The sequence below is a fragment of the Vibrio sp. HM8-C genome, from assembly GCF_058630515.1.
Genome location: NZ_JBMMKS010000008.1, coordinates 60303 through 79184, shown reverse-complemented (window position 1 = coordinate 79184; position 18882 = coordinate 60303). Strand labels below are relative to the sequence as shown.

General features: G+C 41.0%; 18 protein-coding genes. 13 read left to right on the top strand and 5 right to left on the bottom strand.

Features of this window, described 5'->3' with window-relative positions:
- Positions 1–16: 16 nt before the first annotated feature.
- A complete protein-coding gene (locus ACOSVQ_RS11105) occupies positions 17–1177 on the bottom strand; it encodes an MFS transporter (protein WP_491982631.1) in 1161 nt (386 codons plus the stop codon).
- A 196-nt stretch (positions 1178–1373) separates the two neighbouring features.
- On the bottom strand, positions 1374–1808 hold the full coding sequence (trxC, locus tag ACOSVQ_RS11100; protein ID WP_491982630.1) for a thioredoxin TrxC: 435 nt from the start codon (positions 1806–1808) through the stop codon (positions 1374–1376).
- A 196-nt stretch (positions 1809–2004) separates the two neighbouring features.
- Between trxC and ACOSVQ_RS11095 the strand changes: the two genes are divergently transcribed.
- The 12 genes from ACOSVQ_RS11095 (at position 2005) to ACOSVQ_RS11040 (ending at position 16886) form a co-directional block, all read left to right on the top strand.
- Positions 2005–3090 (top strand): ketoacyl-ACP synthase III, encoded by a 1086-nt coding sequence (locus ACOSVQ_RS11095; protein ID WP_491982629.1) that lies wholly within the window; start codon positions 2005–2007, stop codon positions 3088–3090.
- A 452-nt stretch (positions 3091–3542) separates the two neighbouring features.
- Positions 3543–4958, top strand: coding sequence for an undecaprenyl-phosphate glucose phosphotransferase (locus ACOSVQ_RS11090; protein WP_491982628.1), 1416 nt, complete (start codon positions 3543–3545; stop codon positions 4956–4958).
- Positions 4942–6237 carry an outer membrane beta-barrel protein gene (locus ACOSVQ_RS11085; protein WP_491982627.1) on the top strand — a complete coding sequence of 432 codons (1296 nt, stop codon included), beginning with the start codon at positions 4942–4944 and terminating at the stop codon, positions 6235–6237. Before ACOSVQ_RS11090 ends, ACOSVQ_RS11085 begins: the two co-directional genes overlap by 17 nt.
- Entirely contained in the window at positions 6238–6837 is a 600-nt protein-coding gene (locus ACOSVQ_RS11080) for a polysaccharide biosynthesis/export family protein (RefSeq protein WP_491982626.1), read from the top strand.
- 1 nt (position 6838) lies between these two features.
- The gene (locus ACOSVQ_RS11075) at positions 6839–9013 is read left to right on the top strand and encodes a GumC family protein (RefSeq protein WP_491982625.1); all 2175 of its coding nucleotides are present in this window, start codon (positions 6839–6841) and stop codon (positions 9011–9013) included.
- Positions 9014–9017: 4 nt separating this feature from the next.
- Positions 9018–10244 (top strand): lipopolysaccharide biosynthesis protein, encoded by a 1227-nt coding sequence (locus ACOSVQ_RS11070; protein ID WP_491982624.1) that lies wholly within the window; start codon positions 9018–9020, stop codon positions 10242–10244.
- Positions 10241–11632, top strand: a complete 1392-nt coding sequence (locus ACOSVQ_RS11065; protein WP_491982623.1) for a capsular biosynthesis protein — start codon at positions 10241–10243, stop codon at positions 11630–11632. Before ACOSVQ_RS11070 ends, ACOSVQ_RS11065 begins: the two co-directional genes overlap by 4 nt.
- On the top strand, positions 11625–12623 hold the full coding sequence (locus tag ACOSVQ_RS11060) for a glycosyltransferase family 2 protein (RefSeq protein WP_491982622.1): 999 nt from the start codon (positions 11625–11627) through the stop codon (positions 12621–12623). The genes ACOSVQ_RS11065 and ACOSVQ_RS11060 overlap by 8 nt, the downstream gene beginning before the upstream one ends.
- Positions 12620–13831, top strand: coding sequence for a glycosyltransferase family 4 protein (locus ACOSVQ_RS11055; protein ID WP_491982621.1), 1212 nt, complete (start codon positions 12620–12622; stop codon positions 13829–13831). The genes ACOSVQ_RS11060 and ACOSVQ_RS11055 overlap by 4 nt, the downstream gene beginning before the upstream one ends.
- Position 13832: 1 nt before the next feature.
- Positions 13833–14942: a glycosyltransferase family 4 protein gene (locus ACOSVQ_RS11050; protein ID WP_491982620.1), complete on the top strand. Its 1110-nt coding sequence runs from the start codon at positions 13833–13835 to the stop codon at positions 14940–14942.
- A gap of 18 nt (positions 14943–14960) precedes the next feature.
- Complete coding sequence (locus ACOSVQ_RS11045; RefSeq protein ID WP_491982619.1) at positions 14961–15365, top strand: hypothetical protein; 405 nt, start codon at positions 14961–14963, stop codon at positions 15363–15365.
- Between the two features lie 18 nt (positions 15366–15383).
- Positions 15384–16886 (top strand): DUF4832 domain-containing protein, encoded by a 1503-nt coding sequence (locus ACOSVQ_RS11040; protein WP_491982618.1) that lies wholly within the window; start codon positions 15384–15386, stop codon positions 16884–16886.
- 116 nt (positions 16887–17002) lie between these two features.
- Here ACOSVQ_RS11040 and ACOSVQ_RS11035 read toward each other — a convergent pair whose 3' ends face one another.
- The 3 genes from ACOSVQ_RS11035 to ACOSVQ_RS11025 form a co-directional block, all read right to left on the bottom strand.
- Positions 17003–17263: a YgjV family protein gene (locus ACOSVQ_RS11035; RefSeq protein ID WP_491982617.1), complete on the bottom strand. Its 261-nt coding sequence runs from the start codon at positions 17261–17263 to the stop codon at positions 17003–17005.
- Positions 17264–17578: 315 nt separating this feature from the next.
- A complete protein-coding gene (locus ACOSVQ_RS11030) occupies positions 17579–17995 on the bottom strand; it encodes a VOC family protein (protein WP_491982616.1) in 417 nt (138 codons plus the stop codon).
- A gap of 153 nt (positions 17996–18148) precedes the next feature.
- Entirely contained in the window at positions 18149–18466 is a 318-nt protein-coding gene (locus tag ACOSVQ_RS11025) for a DUF496 family protein (protein ID WP_491982615.1), read from the bottom strand.
- A gap of 187 nt (positions 18467–18653) precedes the next feature.
- Between ACOSVQ_RS11025 and ACOSVQ_RS11020 the strand changes: the two genes are divergently transcribed.
- Positions 18654–18851 carry a hypothetical protein gene (locus ACOSVQ_RS11020; protein WP_491982614.1) on the top strand — a complete coding sequence of 66 codons (198 nt, stop codon included), beginning with the start codon at positions 18654–18656 and terminating at the stop codon, positions 18849–18851.
- Positions 18852–18882: the final 31 nt, after the last annotated feature.

Sequence of the window (18882 nt, the reverse complement as noted above, 5' to 3'; positions counted from 1 at the left end):
CGATGGTTTAGAGTGATTATTCTCCAGCGACCCATTGGCGTTTGGTTTTGACACTGGAAAGTAGCATATATAGACAAGTGGCCATTTGAATGACAAACAGATAGCCCAACAAACCTTGCCCGTTTTGGAAGAACCAATCAGCGATGACAGGCCCCAATACTGAACCTACGCTATAGCTAAATAACATCACTTGGGTTGCTGAAACAATATAACTCGCATCTAGCTTATCGCAGCCTAAGTTGATAGCAATTGGGTATAAAGCAAATGTAGCCATGCCCAAAACAAATAAGCTGATTGCTAAAACAGTAAGGCTTGTATTTAGGAATGGTAAAATCACAGCCGCTGAACCAATCAAACAAAACAGTGCCATTAACAAGGTGCGTCCAAGGTATTTTGAAAGCCAAGGAACACTTGGTTGAACAGCCATACCGCCTAGAATAACGAGTGCGAGTAGAGCGCCCATATTTGAGTGATCTAAACCTCTATTGTTTAGCTCTACAGGCATCAAACCGTAAATTGCACCTAGGGTTAGCCCCGAAACAATACAACCCATAATTGCTGCATGGTTTAACTTGGTCATTTGACGTAATGACAAGCTCGTTGCTTGCTGAGTCGCAGGTTGAGTAGATTTACCAAAGATCAACACAACAGAGGCTAATAGCAAAAGTGCTGATATGGTTAAAAATGGTACTGCGCCGTAAATGCCTAAATAGCTAATGCCTAATTGCCCAACCGCTGAACCGCCGTATAACGCAGCCATATAAATACCAAGGCGTTTAGCGCGACCAGATTCATCACCATGCAATAACCAAGATTCAACAACGACAAAGACCCCCGCAACTGCGATACCAGCAACGAAACGAGATACAAGCCAAATACTTGAGTAAGCCAAAAGCGGCAAAGTAATAATAGATGCAAGAAGCACCATCAGGAACACAATAAAGGCATTTCTATGGCCTAAACGATTTACGACAGGATCAACAAACATCGCACCGATGAGTAAGCCGGCGTAAAACACGCTCGCCAACCAACTGGCTAAGCTAGTTTCCAACTGATAATGAGGCAGCATGAGAGGGATCAAGCTCATTAAGTAACCTGACGCTACAGCATAGAAAGTTAACGCAATTACTGGAACAGAAATGCGTTGAGAAGAAGTTGATACCAACAAGTTGTCCAACGACGTCGCCTCAAAGTTATAGGGGGAAAGAAGAGAATTTGGGGCGAATATGAGACTTGAATTTAGAAAGGTAAAACTAATATTTATGATCTTTACGATTAATAACTTTAATTGATTGTGTAATCTATAAAAGTGTCAGTTAAGTTGGCATCTTAGCCTTAAATTTGCCAACTTAACTAGATATTTTTCAAATATATTACTTTGCTAAAGCTTGGCTCAACCATTGATTAAATTGAGACTTAGGAAGAGCACCATTAATTACATCGACTCTTTGACCATTTTTGAACACCATAATGGTCGGAATGCTACGAATTTGAAATTTTGCGGCTAGATTTTGCTGGCTTTCAGTATCTATTTTTACGAAACGAACGGATCCACTTCTCTCGTTCGCAACATCCGAAAATACTGGTGCGAAACCGACGCAAGGGTTACACCAAGGCGCCCAAAAATCGACCACAACAGGTTGAGAGCTTTTCAAAATCGCATCGAAGTTCGCTTCTGTTCCTTCTATTGGTGCACCATCAAGCAACGGAGTTTGGCATTTCCCGCAGTTTGGGCTTTCAGAGACTCTTTCATTTGGAACGCGGTTTAATCCATGACAAGACGGGCAGCGTGTATTGAAGGTAGACATAATTTCCTCTCAAATCGTGACTTGTATTTTAGGTCTTTACAGTTCTTTATGGTAAATGAGCGTATAATCCGCCCTTATGCCTAATGTTGGGGCAGTTGATTTAAATACAATAGACAATAGCAGTAATGAATTAATCTACGATTTTTGTTTAACTTATTACTGCTATTGCCATAACGATTATAGATTCGGAACGATAATGACCAAGTTTTACGCTGAAATTACAGGTTGGGGTAAATGTCTGCCGCCAGCAACTCTGTCAAACGACGACCTAAGTACATTTTTGGAAACCAACGATGAGTGGATTCGTACTCGCACAGGTATCGAAAATCGACGCATCAGTCATGTTAATACTTCTGACTTAGCTACTGTAGCGGCAAAGCACGCTCTAGCGTGTGCGGGACTTGAAGCAAGCGACCTTGATTTAATTATTGTTGCTACTTGTTCACCTGATACGTTGATCCCAAATATCGCGTCTCAAGTTCAGCTTAATCTGGGTAACAAAGGTGCTGCTGCTTTTGACATGAATGCTGCTTGTACAGGCTTTCTATATGGTTTAGAAACCGCAACTCGCCTTATCCAAGCGGGTAACTACAAACACGCACTGGTTATTGGTGCTGAACGTCTTTCTTTCTATTTAGATTGGACCAAGCGTGATACCGCTGTGTTGTTTGGTGATGGTGCTGGTGCAGCAATATTAAGTCGTACTGAAGAAAGACTAGGTTTACAGGATGCACAAATTGGTTGTGATGCGGAAGGGCGCGATATTTTAGCCGTACCTAAATTTGGCACAGCTATGGATCGCTTTGCTGCGGATAACGGTCATTGGGATTTCAATTTCATTGGCAAAGACATCTTCAAACGTGCAGTGCGCGGTATGGGTGCAGCATCTCAACAAGTATTACAGCGAAGCGGTTTATCAAATGAAGATGTTGACGTTGTAATTCCACACCAAGCCAACATTCGTATTATTCAAACGTTATGTGATGTATCGGGTATCAGCCAAGATAAAGCATTTATAAACATTCAAAACTATGGCAATACCTCAGCTGCAACAGTACCTATCGCTTTATGTGAAGCTTTAGAACAAGGCAAGGTAAATCCAAATGACAACATTTTAGTTGCGGCATTCGGAGCAGGCTTAACTTGGGGAGCAGGTCATATTAGATGGGGTCAGCGTGTTACGCCGATAAACACGAGTGACGCAGTGCTTCCTGAGTGTGATAAATCTGCACTTGAGATTCTGCATGATGCGATTGAATACTGTAAAAGCAAAATCGCATAACTGACCAACAATTAGTAAAAAGCAAATAGGAGCTAAGTGCTCCTATTTTTTTGTCTCAAAAATGGAACGCCTACAGATTGTCTCCAAATTGTATCAAATATAAGAAAAATCCTACTGATGTCGGCGTGGCAATGTGGGGCTCAAATAGGGATAATCTCTGCAAACGATTGAATGCTCAGCAAAATATATCTATATTTATATGCAACTCGTAGCAAATTTAATTTTTGCAACGTTTGCAATAAAGGTTCTAGATAAATAGGTGGCGGCTATTGATTGTCTCATTGGATAAACAGAAGTAATAAAAACAGCAATTTAGTCGCGTTTAACTATTCTTCTTCTAGAATTACTAAGAGTTGACGTAGAAGATATTAATATTCTTTAAAACAATGAGATGGCGCTATCGTTGCGCTAGGCATAGAACAATAAATTGTGACGTTAAAGGCGGTTGGGGTATGACACCAAGAAAAGTATTGAAGTTGGCGGATGATGGCTACGCAACGCTATTAAAAATGGTCGATTTCCTGCTTATCAATCTAATGTTGACGAGCATTATTGAGTCTTTAGGTGATCATGAAACAGCCATTGATATTCTTGCTGCCTTCATATTTTCCGTTATTTTTCTTCTCGTTGGTGAGTATTGCAAACTTTATAGCTATCGAACGCTACGTCGTATTCGTGCCTCCCTTTCTCGTTTACTCGCTACCTTTACGATCGCTGTTATTGCGATGGAGATAGTGAAGTTCAGCTTTAAGAATGTTGATGGCGTCACCATTACCAATTTAAATCCAACGGTTTTTGCATCTTGGTACTTGCTTGCCTTTGGAGTTTTGCTAGCCGCTCGTTTAGTTCCGATTGTTTCGGTTCGTCTATTTCGTCAGAAAATGAACCAGAAACAGCGTATTGCAATCATAGGTATGACACCGGCGGGAATCGCAATATCACGTTCATTGCTTAATGAATACCATCTCAATGATATTGACGTTTCTTATTATGACGACCGCGGTGAGCAGCGCTTTGGCTATCTCACTAAAATTCCGTACAACGGGAAAGTGGATGGTTTATTAGAAAAGGCACGTAATGGTGAAATTGACGAGGTCTATGTTGCTTTGCCTATGGTGGCAAAAGACCGTATTCGCCATTATTTGGAGCAGCTTTCCGATAGCACGGTGGATACTTATCTCGTCCCAGATTTGTATACCTACAACATTAGCATTTCGAAAGTGAAGTCAGTCAATGGTGTGCAAACCTTTAGTGTGTTTGGTTCTCCATTTGATGGCGTCGGTGCTGCAATAAAACGCATAGAAGACATCATTGTCGGTTCAATCATTACTCTGATGATTTCGCCTGTGCTTTTGGCTGTAGCTATTGGGGTGAAGATGAGTTCTCCCGGACCAATACTCTTCAAACAAGACCGCTATGGTCTGGGGGGTAAAAAAATCAAAGTGTGGAAGTTCCGTTCCATGAAAGTAATGGAAAACAGTGAAGTAGTTACACAAGCGACTAAAAATGACCCCCGAGTTACTAAGTTCGGTTCGTTTATTCGCAGAACTTCTTTAGATGAGTTACCACAGTTTATTAATGTCCTACAGGGTTCGATGTCGATTGTGGGGCCTCGCCCACATGCTGTTGCCCACAATGAGGAATATAGAAAAATTGTAGATAACTACATGATTCGCCATAAAATTAAGCCCGGTATTACCGGATGGGCACAAATTAACGGTTACCGTGGTGAGACTGAAACTGTCGATAAAATGGAAAAACGTATTCAATACGATATTCAATATATGCAGAACTGGACGTTGTGGCTGGATATTAAAATTATCTTTCTGACAGTTTTTAAAGGCTTCGTGAGTGAAACTGCATACTAATTTACTTTGTGTCAGTGCTTTATTGTTTCAAGTTTCTGCACATGCAGACTTAAAGCCTAAGTCACATATTGGAATAGCAGGTATCGATTTTCAAAGTAATGTTGGTACTGCATACGGAGTTGATGACAACGTTACTTATCAAATTGATGATGAAGACAGACTTGAGTCAAATTACTGGACTGTTTCCCCTGAGCTGAAGGCGATAGGTCAAAGAGGTGAAGACCAATACCTCTTAATGTACAAAGGGGATTACAACCGATATGAAGATTCCCATGAAGATGATTCAGACAGTCACTTTATGATGTTTGATGGCTATTGGCGTTATGGTTTAAAGCACGGGTTGAAATGGAATATCCAGCAAGGGTACGGGGTTGAACAAAGAGGTTTAGGCTTAACGGAGGGCTTTAATCAATCGCAAATGCAGCAATATGGTTTCGGTGAATCAGGGCTCGCTTTTTCTCAGTTTAATACCAGCCTTCGCTACAGCTATGGTGCACCTAAAGGGCGTGGGAAGTTGGATGTAATGCTGCAAACCAAGTCTTTTAATTACGATGACAAAGACCCTATACAAACAGCGGATAATGACTTTTACCAATACGTTTTGGAACAAGAGTGGCAAGAAACAACCGGTTTAATTGAGTTGTTTGACCAATACAGTGATGACACCCGATTTCGATACAGCTTGATTACTAACCGACGTCACTACGAAGCCAATAGACGAAAAGACAGTAACGAATACTACCTCTTGTTTGGTATTAAAAGCGTCCGAAGCGGCAAAACAACTATTGAAGCAGATGTCGCCGCTCTTTATAAGAATTTTCCTGAAAACGAAAGTTCAGAAAGTTTCTTAGGCGCTAACTGGAATGCAGCGTTGGAATGGAAGCCGTTAAAGCATGATATTTGGTCGCTGCATACATCTCAAAGAGTAAAAGATCCTAGGCAGGAAGGCGGATATATTCTTGATGGGATATACGGCATTTCTTGGAAACATTTTTGGTGGGTAGATCGTTTATCTACCACTTTAAGTTATGAATATGAGACGGAAGATTATCGTATGGAAGATAACAATCGATACGATAAAACCAAAACAGCGAAATTCGCGATTGGTTATGACTTCAGACCGTCCATACGGTTTGAGATGAACTACCAATGGAAAAAGTTCAGCTCAAATGAAGATATAGATGTACTAAACATCGGTGAATTTGATCAGTACTCAATTATTAGACGATTAGGTTATGACCAATCTTATGTTGAGTTGCAGTTAAAGGTGCAAATATAGATGCGTACATGGTTGGTATTTCTACTCGCATTCGCTATGTCATTACCATTAATGGCAGAAGAGTCGACGCAGAAAAAAGCAAATACGACGAATGATCAGCAGACTGCTGCTCAATCGGCAAAGCCTCAAGTGCATGAAAACTTAGATGACTATTTGTTAGGTACAGGCGATAGAATTGAAATCATCGTCTATGGTGAGCCTGATATGTCGATGAAGTTTAAGGTCAGTAAGTCTGGCGTCGTTAACTTTCCCTATATTGGTGAGGTAGTTATTGCTGGTCGAACTCCGAGCTCCATAGAAACCGAAATAGAAGAACGTTTAATAGGAGACTTCCTTCTAAACCCAATGGTGACCATCAATATGGAATCATTCAGGCTGTTTTATATCTTTGGTGAAGTGACATCGCCAAATGGTTATGAGTTCCAGCCTAGGCTAACTGTGGAACAGGCGATCGCAATCGCTGGTGGATTTACTGATCGTGCTGACCGAGATGACATTAGCATACGTTCAGGTACCACAAATGAAGTAATTGAAGACGTTGAGCTGACACATCCGGTGCAGCCTGGCGATACCGTAATTGTAGAGCAGAGTTTTTTCTAGTATGTCAGTAGGTATGATTGAAAGTGGCCAAAAGATGGAAAGCAGCATTGATTTTGCGCCGTTCATAAAAGCACTAAAGAAACACTGGTGGAAGATTCTGCTTTTCACACTTGTCGTCACTGGCGCTTGTTTCCCACTTATTTCTGGGATGACTTCCAAGTATGTTTCTACGGCTACTGTGCTTTTAAAAGCGCAGGAAGATAATGCGACGCCTATAGAAAACGTTGATGGCTACGATTCGACACGTTCACCGTACTACATCACTCAGCTTAATCTTATGAAATCACGGGTAGTGTTAGAGAAAGCGATTAGAGATTTAAAACTTAACGATGATGCTCGTTACAACGGCGGTGTAACGGTTGATGACAGCATAAGAGAGCTGCCTATGACCGAAGCTGATTTAATGAAAGCGACGGTTAAAAATATTCGAAAGAATCTCTCTATATCTGAAGTGCGTTTAACACAACTAGTTCATGTTTCATATGAAGCCGATGATGCTGAAGAGGCTGCACGTATTGCCGATGGTATTGCGCAAGCTTTTATAGATTATTCGGTCGATAACAAGATAGAGAAAACTAAAGCTGCGCAACAGTGGAACGAGCAGCAGATGGACGAGCTCCGTAACCAAGTAACCAAAAAGAAAAAGGAGATGGAACAGTTCCTCAGCAAAGAAGGTTTGATTACGTTTAAGGGTATCGACGGTTTTGAAACGCAACAATTAAGTATTATGACCGAGCGCCTAGCGAACGCGACTGAGCGTAGAATGCTTGCACAATCTCAGTATGAATTAGTGGTTCAGAACTTAGATGCACCACTTGAAGATCTTGCCTCCATTCCGGAAATCTCTAGTCATCCACAGTTACAAGACTTACGTATTGCGATGATTCAAGCTAAGCGAACCTTGTTTGATCTTCAGAATCGATACGGTCCAAAACACAACAAAATTCTTGAAGCTGAAGCGCAAATAAAGGCGATAGAACTGCAGTTCCGCAGATTGTTAGTGGAGCTTAAACTTGGTTTGTACAAAGAGTATCAAGCTCAGTTGGCGAAGGAGAATCGTTACAAGGCTTTGCTTAACGAGCAAAAGAACGGTTTTAAATCATTGGTCGCGAAACGTGACGCCTATGAAAGTATGCAGACTGATTTGCAGAAAACCGAAGATCTTTATAAAGACATGTTCTTACGCAGCAAAGAGCAGGAGCTTTCATCAAGCTATCGTGAGCCAGATGCGATTTTATATGACCCAGCAGCTGTAGCAAGAACTCCCGCAAAACCAAACAAGATATTGCTACTTGCAATGGTATTTATCATGTCATTTGCATTGTCGACACTGTATGTGATTATCCGTGCCGCAATGGATCAGAAAATTTATAACCTAACTCAGGTGCTGAAAAAGCTAGGTTTGAAGCCTTTAGCCGATTTACCAGAAATGGATCAAGCTGGAGAAAGAAGTGAACTGGTTAATCTTATTCGCAGCAATCAATATGCTATGGAATCTTTCCATGGAATGAAGACTGCGATTCAACTGGCTTCGCCATCCGCATACTCATTGGGGATCGTATCTAGCACTGAAAATGAAGGGGCGACTTTAGTATCTCAACTGCTAGCTGATAGTTTGAGTCGTAACCATAAGACTCTGTTGTTAGATCTCGATTTTCGAAGTGAAACAGGCTTATCAATTGTCACTGAAAGCCCATCAAATAATAACGATGTGAGCCCTCAAATCGATGAAGTTAAAGGTGCGGCACAATGGGGTAGCAGTGCTTCAACACCGAGCAATAGCGATCTCTTCATTAAGTTAAACGACAAGTTGGATTTTCTGCCTCGAGGCACGCTAGAACAGTCTCCTTTGGTCTATTTTTCGAGCGAGAAATTTCTACACATGATGCAAGAGCTACCTGCTCTTTACGAACGTCTTGTCGTGAATTTGCCGAGCCTGACAGACAGCAAAGATACCCAGTTGGCAGCGAAAACTCTCGACGGTGTTGTTGTTGTAATCCGCGCTGCTTTGAGGTCCGTTCCTGATATTCGTCAAGACATTCAGAAATTGAATCAGCCTGAGATCAAGACCATTGGCGCAGTATTGAACCGAGTTCAACCGGATAATTTACAAAGTGAAGAGAGTAGACAGTTTATCGCTCAAGGCAATTTTTCAGCTCTACTAGCTGAGGACTAATGTAATGGGGTTAATCAAAAGTATCTCGACTATTGCCAGTTCATCAATGCTTACTCAAGTTATTGGTGCGTCATCCATATGGTTTGTATCAAACCGATATGGCATGGATGAAGTCGGTATATACGCAATGGTGTATAGCATTGTGTTGATTGGTGCGCAGATCTGTACCTTTGCGTCACAGCTTTTGATTCCGAAGCAGCAAGATGAACATTTAGCTCAAAATATTGTGTTCTGTATTCTTCAGACGGTGATTTTGGCACTACCGTTTACTGGCATTATTGTTTGGTTGTTTGATAAACCCTTTGCCCTTTATTACTTGCTTACGCTGGCTCATGCTTGGATTTTGATTTCTGAGAACCTGCTATTACGTTACGAACAAATGAAGTTGCTAGCGTTTCAACGTTTAATGGCCTCTGCATTAGTATTGGTATGTGTGTTGACTACACCAACGGCCGAATTGCTTTATTGGAGTTGGGCTATAGCATTAATTGTTATCATGTTTATATGGCTTATTTCTTCACTTCCATTTAGAAAAATGAGCTGGAATCAGTGGTCTTGGGCGTCGAATCTAGCTTTTTACAAGCGAAATAAGCAGCATATTATGAACATTGGCAGTGCCGAAGTTCTAGCAATGGCGAACAGCAACTTGCCTACGGTTCTCATCAACTACTGGTTTTCATCGGTTACAGCAGGTTATTTCGCTATAGTTAGCCGTTTTTGCCTTTCACCAGTAGTGATAGTAGGGAATGCGGTTCGAAATTCGATTTTCTCTAAGTGGTCGTTAGACTTTCGTAACCAACGCTTTAATTACCCAGAGTTCCTTAAAGTTCGTAAACTCCTTTTCATATTAGGGTTAATCGCAACTGCTGGTGTGTTTATCTTTTATCCATTAGTCATGGAATTTGCTGCGGCGAGAGGATGGATTACGCATGAGTGGGTGGATTCGATTCCAACCTCTCGTTACATGCTACCTTATTTGTTTCCCGCACTAGCTATATGTCCTTTGACTGTTATCGAACTGGTATTTGGTTCGCCTAAATATTTCTTACGTATCCAAATTGAGCAGTTAGCGGTTGTCGTAGCTGCATTTGTTGTCTTGCCGTATTTCTATAACGACTATGCCTATTCTGTTGTGGCCTACGCGGTGCTGTCTGCAGTTCGTTATGGATTCATTTATTTAAAAGTGAACCAAAGAGCACGCTCAATGAAAGAAGGAATGGAAGCGAAGTGAACCTTAGTCTAAACAGTGGGCTTTACCTTCAGGTTGTGACACTGACTACATTGATATTCTGTGGAATGATTCAGTATTTCACGGGGATTGGTGCAGTCCTCTGGTTCCCTTTCTTAATGACTTGTTTAATGGTTCTGTTTCTACCCATGCAAACTCGCTACAGCACTTTTTATCTTGATAATAAGGAACGCGTGTTGCTGGTACTGTTTATCAGTCTGTTTGCTTTGGCAACAGTATCTACAGTCTTGCAAAGCGGAATAAAAGTGATGATCGTCGGTATGAAAAATGAGCTGGCCATCTCTCTCATTATGTTCTGTTTACTGATGGGCTTTGTACGTGAATCACAGATTTATCGCATAACTAAAGCGCTCTATTGGGTTTTTTACATACAGTTTCCAGTCATCTTGTATCAAATCCTCATTGTGGTGCCTAAACGTGTTGCGTTTCGTGGTGAATATGAAAAATGGGATGCGGTAGTCGGCACATTTGGTGGTGACCCAATGAAAGGCGGTAATACGGCTGCTATGGGACTTTTTTGCTTGTTGATCATGTTGTTGAAACTTTCAGAATATAAACATGGACTAGCGACGAAGTTGAATACCGGTGTACATATCATTGTCGCTTTCTTCCTATGTATATTGGGCGAAGTGAAGTTCGTTATTTTAATTTCCCCATTTTTGCTCGCCTTCGTTTGGTTTTCACCAAGTTATCTCGCAGGAATGAAACGCTTGGATCTGAAAACAGCATTGATGATCATCGGCGGCCTGTTTGGCCTTATCTCGCTAGCTATTATGATACTGGCTGCGTCATACGCATCCGCATTTGCAGGCAGTTCCGACAAAGGGGCTCTGGATATATTTATCGATTCACTGTCCTACGTTTTTGACCCCAATTACATCATGGTGGAAACCGGTGAACTGGGGAGGATGACGACCATATTCTTTTGGGGTGAACACAGTGATTTATGGGGGCTGCCCAGCCAATTATTTGGGTATGGATTAAATGCCACTAACCGAGGTAGTACCGTCGCGCCCGGTTTCCTTAATATCATCTTTAACGTATTTTTGGACTCTACTTCGTTAAGTATGTTGCTTTGGGAAATGGGTTTAGTTGGCACTTTATTGTTTTTAAGTGTGATTCTTTACGCACTTAGAATCGTTATGCCGAAACCGCTCATCCCTCGAACGACAATTACCGCAGAAGATGTACGACTTCTATCATTCCAGCCTGCATTCATTGCATTTGGTTTTGCGGGTTTGTTGAGCCTTCCATACAGTCAAACTTTGATGATAGTTCCGATGCTTCAGTTTCTGTTCTATTTTTCAATAGGTGCAGCATTAGTTATACGGAAGTCAGTATTAACAATAAGTGAGCCTACCTATGGGTGAAGAAATCAAAATCAGCGTCATTATCAAAACGTATAATGAACAGGCTGGGATAGCCAAAACCATTACCAGTATTCGTGAAAATTTAACTGATTATCCGCATGAGATTATTGTCGCAGACAGCCTGTCTTCAGATGATACCCAATCTATTGCTCTAGAAAATGGAGCAAAAGTTGCCACGTTAGTGAATGGTGAAGAGCGCTGCTGCGGTGTTGGGCATCAATTGGGCTACTTACATGCAAAAGGTGAATTTCTTCTTCTAATGGATGGCGATATGGAGCTCGCGCCAGGTTTTATTGAGCAGGGTATTGCGTATTTAGACACCCATAGAGATTATGCAGGCGTGGCTGGTATGGTTGAGATGGATGATGCACAAAGCTACGAATTTAAGTCACGCAAGCAGCGTATTCATAAGATCTATCCAGTTGGCGATACATCTCACCTTGGAGGTGGAGGTCTTTATCGTCGCTCTGCAATTGAACAATTAGGTTACTTAACAAACCGAAATCTACATGCGTATGAAGAGGCTGAACTTGGCATGCGCTTAAAACATGCCGGATATAAACTTCATCGTCTTGCAATTCCATACTTTTCTCATACTTCTTACGATATGTCTTCCATCGAATTGATGAAATATCGTTGGAGAAGTGGCTATTTGTTTGCGTCTGGCGAATTATTAAAAAGTGCTTGGGGTAAACCACATTTCAAAGACGCACTTAATGTTGTGAAAAACGAAGCAATTTTTACTTTGTACCTGCTAGCTTTGGCTGTGTCGATTCTAACGTTTCATGTAAAGATTATTTCTGTTGTGCTATTACCGCTCATTGCTTTTTTTGCTTTAAAAGCACTAAAAAACCGTTCATTAAGAGATGCATTTCAAAGTGTGATTAACTTAAGCGTCTTTTCTGCTGGTCTTATACGCGGACTCAGTTGTCGACTGAAAGATCCCTATCAGGCACCGGATAACCGACTTATCAAAGGAGGTGAGCAATGAAAATACTTTTAGTAAACAAGTTCTTCTTCATGAAAGGCGGAGCAGAAACCGTGTTCTTCCAAGAACGTGAAATGTTGGAAAGATCAGGGGCTACCATCGTTGATTTCTCTATGCAGCATGAAAAGAACACCTCATCGCCTTATAGCGATTATTTCGTTTCAAATGTGGACTATCACGATGGCAAACAAAGCCTATTTGGAAGTATTAAAACAGCGATTAACTTTATCCATAATAGCGAAGCATGTGAAAAATTAGCGGCTCTCATTAACAAGGAACGTCCTGAGATAGTTCACTTTCATAATATCTATCATCAACTTACACCTTCAATTATTAAAGTTGCCAAGTCTTTAGGCTGCAAAACGGTACTGACTGTTCATGACACCAAGGTAGCGTGTCCTAGTTACACCATGTATCGAGATGGGCATACCTGTGAAGCATGTTTACAGGGTTCTGTGTGGAATGCGTTTAAATATCGTTGCCAAGAAGGTTCGCTGTTTAAGAGTGCGTTATTGTCTTTAGAAGCCACATATCAATCGTTGGCGAAGAACTACCAAGCCGTGGATGTGATCGTTTCACCGAGTGAGTTCCTCGCAAACATCATTCGTCAAAAATTGCCGTATAACCGCATCGATGTTGTTGTGAATGGCATCGATGAACATGTTGATAGAAACGGTGTGAAAGATGGTCGGTATTTCCTTTATCTAGGACGACTAAGTGTAGAAAAGGGTGTCGCTACTCTGGCTGAAGCCTATCAGCGTTCAGAGCAGTTGATACCGCTAAAAGTTGTGGGTGATGGTCCCCTTTATGAGGAGCTAACGTCTCATTATGACAACATCGATTTTTTAGGCTTTCAAAGCGGCGACGCTTTACACAAATTGATAAAAGAGGCTAGCGCAGTCATTGTGCCATCTGAGTGTTACGAAAACTGTTCAATGTCTGTTATTGAAGCCATGGCTTATGGAAAACCGGTTATTGGAGCGAATATCGGTGGTATACCTGAGCAGATAAGAGAGGGTGTTGAAGGACGGCTATTTGAATCAGGAAACCCAGATTCGCTCGCGAAAGTGATGGATGATTTTGCTAGACACCCAGAGCAAGTAAATGAGTTCGGTCATCGTTCTCGTCAGCGTTTGGAAAACAAATATTCATTAGCGCGCCACGAAAATACGTTGATGAATCTGTACCAAGAATTACTAAGTGAGAAATAAAATGACAATGAAGATCACTGTGCTAGGTACCCGTGGAATTCCAGATGTGCTTGGTGGTGTAGAAACTCACTGTCAGCACTTATATCCAGAGATAGTGAAACAATCTGGCGCTGAAGTTTGCGTCATTGCTCGCTCACCTTATGTTCCGTATCAAAAATCTGAATATCTAGGCGTTAAAACTAAGTCAGTTTGGGCGCCTAAGAAAAAGTCTCTTGAAGCTATTTTGCACTCAACATTAGCGGCATTTTCAACACTGGCTGATGGTTCAGATGTGGTTCATGTACATGCTATAGGGCCAGGTTTAGTGGTTCCTTTGTTGCGTCTGATGGGAAAAAAGGTGGTTTTTACCCATCACGGTCCTGATTATGATCGTCAGAAATGGGGTGGTTTCGCTAAGAAAATTCTGCAATTAGGTGAAAGATTTGCTTCAAAGTGGGCTAGTGAAGTGATCGTTATATCGGATGTGATCAATAATATTATTAAAGACAAGTACCAGCGTTTTGATGCCAATTTAATCTATAACGGTGTGCTTGATGCACAGCCATTAGACGCTTCTGTCATCGGTAAGTATCTGACAAATCACGAACTCACCGCTAAACGATACATAGTGGCAGTGGGTAGATTTGTCGAAGAAAAAGGTTTTCATGACCTCATTGATGCTTATGCGCAGTCTGGTTTATCAATACCTTTGGTGTTGGTAGGCGATACTGATCATGAAACGGTTTATAGCTCGGAACTTAAGGCTAAAGCTCGCAATACGAAAGGTGTAAAGCTAACCGGATTTGTTAAAGGAGATGAACTTAAAGTTCTATTTTCGCAAGCCCGATTGTTTGTCATGCCTTCTTATCATGAAGGGCTGCCTATTGCATTGTTGGAAGCAATGTCGTTCTCACTTCCGGCAATAGTCAGTGATATTCCAGCCAATATTGAAGTTGGATTAAATCAGCAAAGTTATTTTCCGGTCGGTGATGTCAATGCACTTGCAAGTAAACTGACAGGCCTTCCTGAGCAGACTGAGGTTGATTATTCTCACTATTTAGAAAAGTATGACTGGAAGAAAATCGCCACTCAAACAATTGAAGTTTATAAAAAAGTGGTCGGCTCTAAGTAACTAGTGGGTAAATAATCAGTGTCGTCTAACAATCGGTCAGACAGAGTCATTAAGCAGTTTTATCACACTCTTGATAGTGATATTGCTGAGTCGTTAAGTGACGAACAAAAACGCGGAATTGAACATGCTGTGAAATCGATGGGGTTAGTTGCGAGACACTCTATTGATATCCGAGATACCGTACCTTGGTTTGGTAAGCGTTACTATTTTGTTTTTCTTTGTGGCAGAGACCACCGTAAACAGCTGCGTGAACGATCAAAGTTGGCTCACGTTATCATCACGCTGTTAGTGCTTGTCGGTGTGGTATCAATCTTCCTATTGGCAATGCTCGCTCTGTACTTAATAAAGTCAGCGCTTGGCATAGATATTTTTAAGGGATTTTCATTCGGAATATGGGATTGGTTTAAAGGACTATTTATGTAAATTAACCCCGAGGTTTTTATGAAAATGCAGCCTTACAAAGCTGTTGTTATGGCAATACTGACAATGTTGCCTCTAAGTTCAGGTATAGCAAAAAAGCCTGTAAACAATCCGTCAAATAACAAACATAATCAAGAATCTGAAACAACTACTGACAACGGTGAAAGTGAGTTAGTAGACTTGAACAACCAGATATTTATCACTGTTTATCCTACGGCGATTAACGGTCCTGTCACTAATCCTGGCATGGGTGTTGAAACATTTCACGACAACTGGGGCTCAACACTTAATAGCGATGATTATCCTGACGCAGGTATTGATTATTATCGTTTCTACTGGAGTGAAGTCGAACCAGAAGAGGGCAAATATGCCTTCGATATGTTGGATAAAATCCTTAGTGAAAACCGTCATGAAACGCCGCCTAAAATGGTCGCTATACGCTTTATGACAGCTGATGAACCAGAGTCTGGAAGTAAAGTTCCTCAATGGTTAATCGATAAAGGTATCAGCGGCTATTGGACCGAAGATCATAAAACATTTGTTCCAAATATTGATGACAGTTTGTATCTCTATTACGGTGAAAAACTACTCAAGGCATTTGGCAACCGCTATGACGGTAATTCCAACCTGAGTCATGTTGATATTGGTATGGTTGGCTCATGGGGCGAATGGCATAACAGCAATTTTTCAGGGTTGGAACCTTTACATCAAAAATACAGCGATGAAGATCTAAACAAATGGGTAGATTTGCACTTTGAAGCATTTCCAAAAACGCCCAAAGTTATGCTCATTGGAGGTGGACACAGTTTAGCTTACGCTACGGAAAAAGGTGCAGGTTGGCGAGCAGACTGTTGGGGTGACTGGCATCATTTCTCAACTACTTGGAGTCATATGAGAGATGATTACCCATATCGTATAGCACAAGCAAAATATGAAGATTCTAACTTCGATACAAGTTGGCAACGTGGACCAATAAGTCTTGAAACATGCGGGACAGTACAAGAATGGAAGTCAACGCAGGGCTATACATATGAAGAAGTAAAAGCAAGTTTGGATTGGGCTATTGAACATCACGCATCAACACTCAATTTAAAATCAAAGCCAATTCCGTCAGAGTACAGAGGTTTACTTGATGAAGCTCTAACAAAAATCGGTTATCGCATTCGTTTGGAAAAGCTTAATCATCAAGTTGAACTCAGCGCTGGTGGCATTCTTAACGTCAATGCGCTGTTTATAAATGTGGGAAATGCTCCACCATATCAGCATCGTTATTTAGCGTATCGATTAGTGGATGAACAAGGCAACAACGCATTTTTTGGCATATCAAACTATGATGTCCGTTCGTGGATACCGGGTGAATATGAAACACACAGCAGTTTAACTTTACCTAGCTCTCTAGTTGCAGGGCACTATTACTTAGAACTTGCGTTAGTAGATAGTCATGGCGACGCTCGATTGAATTTTGCCAACGTTGGTAAGCAAGAGTCGGGTTGGTATCGTTTTTCAGATTTAACTATTTTGTAAATGTGACAACGTAGCTTAGACAGTTTTACTACCGGAATTAACTAGTTGCAAAAATAAAAAAGCCCAAGTGATATAAACACTTGGGCTTTTCTTTTCAATTCAATTTTTAGCAAAAATTAAGCTGGGTTTTGAACGCCTTCTGCTTCTGCTGCTTTTTTCTCTTGATACATTTTCGCTAAGAAGTATACGTTAACAACAGCGATAAACGTGTTTGTTGCAACTACTGGTAGTGCGTCGATCATAAGACCGTAACCAGAGAATAGAGCACAACCGATAAAGTTCAGAATACGAAGCTTAACGATGTCTTTCATAGTTAGAGAAATAGCAACCATGATAGATGCTGCGTAACCCATAATTTCAATTGTTTGCATATCCATAATATAGACCCTCTTTAAATGCCGGACTTGGTATCACCGGTACCAATCTTCTCGTCGTGAGATAAATGAGGGAGCTCCGTGCCTCGAATGGTCTAAGTTGATTAACTGGCGCTAATATACCAAGAGTCAAAGTGTGATGAAACCCTCAATATTTAGGAAATAGAAGGTTAGCGATTACGCAAACGTTTTACGTATAAATAGCCGTTAAAAAGATCTAGTAAGGTAGTCAAAAATGATGAGCAATTGCGACGGTTGCGGGATAGATAGCCCTTAATACACTAGGTAAAAGGGCTGCTGTTTCAGATTTTTCTGATTTTATCTTTTAGCCATAGGGTGGTCTGGGTTTAGCTGTAATAGGTCCCACAAGTTGCCATACAAATCTTCAAATACAGCTACTGTGCCGTATTCCTGCTCCTGTGGATCTCTAATGAATTTTATACCAATAGACTTCATGCGTTCATAATCTCTCCAGAAGTCATCAGTGTTTAAAAACAAGAAAACCCGTCCACCAGCTTGATTACCGATAAAATCGTGTTGTTCAGGTTTTGATGCTTTAGCCAATAGTAATGTGACCCCGTGAGAATTTGGTGGAGCAACTACAACCCAGCGTTTATCTTGCTCAGGTTGGTAAGTGTCTTCTATAAGAACAAATTTAAGTTTATTAACATAGAAATCAATGGCTTCATCATAATCACGAACAACCAAAGCAATATGGACAATATTTTGTTTCATGAGTCATAGACCTCATTTACTACAGTTATGAGAACACTAGACAGTCTAACCACTATTTCAAACATAAGCAGTAGTGTTAAGAATGAAGAACAAGCGAATTTGAATAATAAAAAACCCGTCAAATGACGGGTCTAAAACAAATGCGTTTGAACCTTATTTTTTAGGTTGGTGCGCTTGTTTGTCTTGTTCAGTTAGCTCACGGATGCGGCGACTGATGTCGCGACGCTCTTTAGAGATTTCAGCGCTTTTGATGATATGGTCATCAACACGGTCTTCGTAGTCCGCTTTCATGTTTTTAACGATGGTCATGATCTCTTCTTGAGTCATTTCTGGCTTGATGTAATCAACCAAGTTTTCTAGAAGGTCAACACGTTTACGGTTGTCACGTACTTTCTTCTCGTTATCGATGAGTTCACGCTTAAGTTTGTTTTTACGGCGAGCCAAGCTCACAATTTCAAATACGCTGTTCATAGGTCCCTTTTCCTATCTGAATGCAACTACAGTGATTAAAGCACATCGTTGCAGCTCATAACAGACTTAAGATCAAACCTTACAACAACTTGTCCAATTATTAGCCAGTTGCACTCGTGCTTGATTGTACTTAACGTGACAAGAGCTATATGATGTGCCCAGTTAAACTCAACGTACTGAAATGATTATGCAGCCTTCTGAAATTGTTGTTTCTAAACTTAATGCAGCACCAGTTGAAGACCACAATAGCGCTAAAATTCGTCAAGCCTACCTTAGGGAGCGAAAGGTTATGGAGCATATTGATATTGAACTTAACCGTTCGAAAATCGTTATCATGGACGAGAATGGCAAGATTTTGAAATTTTCGATAATTCTCGAGCACTAAACTGTTTCTGTAGGCCTAGTCATTTCACAAA

Excerpts from the sequence above, each read along its gene's own strand:
- trxC (WP_491982630.1), bottom strand. The coding sequence starts at position 1,808 with ATGTCTACCTTCAATACACGCTGCCCGTCTTGTCATGGATTAAACCGC.
- ACOSVQ_RS11095 (WP_491982629.1), top strand. The coding sequence starts at position 2,005 with ATGACCAAGTTTTACGCTGAAATTACAGGTTGGGGTAAATGTCTGCCG.
- ACOSVQ_RS11090 (WP_491982628.1), top strand. The coding sequence starts at position 3,543 with ATGACACCAAGAAAAGTATTGAAGTTGGCGGATGATGGCTACGCAACG.
- ACOSVQ_RS11080 (WP_491982626.1), top strand. The coding sequence starts at position 6,238 with ATGCGTACATGGTTGGTATTTCTACTCGCATTCGCTATGTCATTACCA.
- ACOSVQ_RS11075 (WP_491982625.1), top strand. The coding sequence starts at position 6,839 with ATGTCAGTAGGTATGATTGAAAGTGGCCAAAAGATGGAAAGCAGCATT.
- ACOSVQ_RS11070 (WP_491982624.1), top strand. The coding sequence starts at position 9,018 with ATGGGGTTAATCAAAAGTATCTCGACTATTGCCAGTTCATCAATGCTT.
- ACOSVQ_RS11060 (WP_491982622.1), top strand. The coding sequence starts at position 11,625 with ATGGGTGAAGAAATCAAAATCAGCGTCATTATCAAAACGTATAATGAA.
- ACOSVQ_RS11055 (WP_491982621.1), top strand. The coding sequence starts at position 12,620 with ATGAAAATACTTTTAGTAAACAAGTTCTTCTTCATGAAAGGCGGAGCA.
- ACOSVQ_RS11050 (WP_491982620.1), top strand. The coding sequence starts at position 13,833 with ATGACAATGAAGATCACTGTGCTAGGTACCCGTGGAATTCCAGATGTG.
- ACOSVQ_RS11040 (WP_491982618.1), top strand. The coding sequence starts at position 15,384 with ATGAAAATGCAGCCTTACAAAGCTGTTGTTATGGCAATACTGACAATG.
- ACOSVQ_RS11035 (WP_491982617.1), bottom strand. The coding sequence starts at position 17,263 with ATGGATATGCAAACAATTGAAATTATGGGTTACGCAGCATCTATCATG.
- ACOSVQ_RS11030 (WP_491982616.1), bottom strand. The coding sequence starts at position 17,995 with ATGAAACAAAATATTGTCCATATTGCTTTGGTTGTTCGTGATTATGAT.
- ACOSVQ_RS11025 (WP_491982615.1), bottom strand. The coding sequence starts at position 18,466 with ATGAACAGCGTATTTGAAATTGTGAGCTTGGCTCGCCGTAAAAACAAA.
- ACOSVQ_RS11020 (WP_491982614.1), top strand. The coding sequence starts at position 18,654 with ATGCAGCCTTCTGAAATTGTTGTTTCTAAACTTAATGCAGCACCAGTT.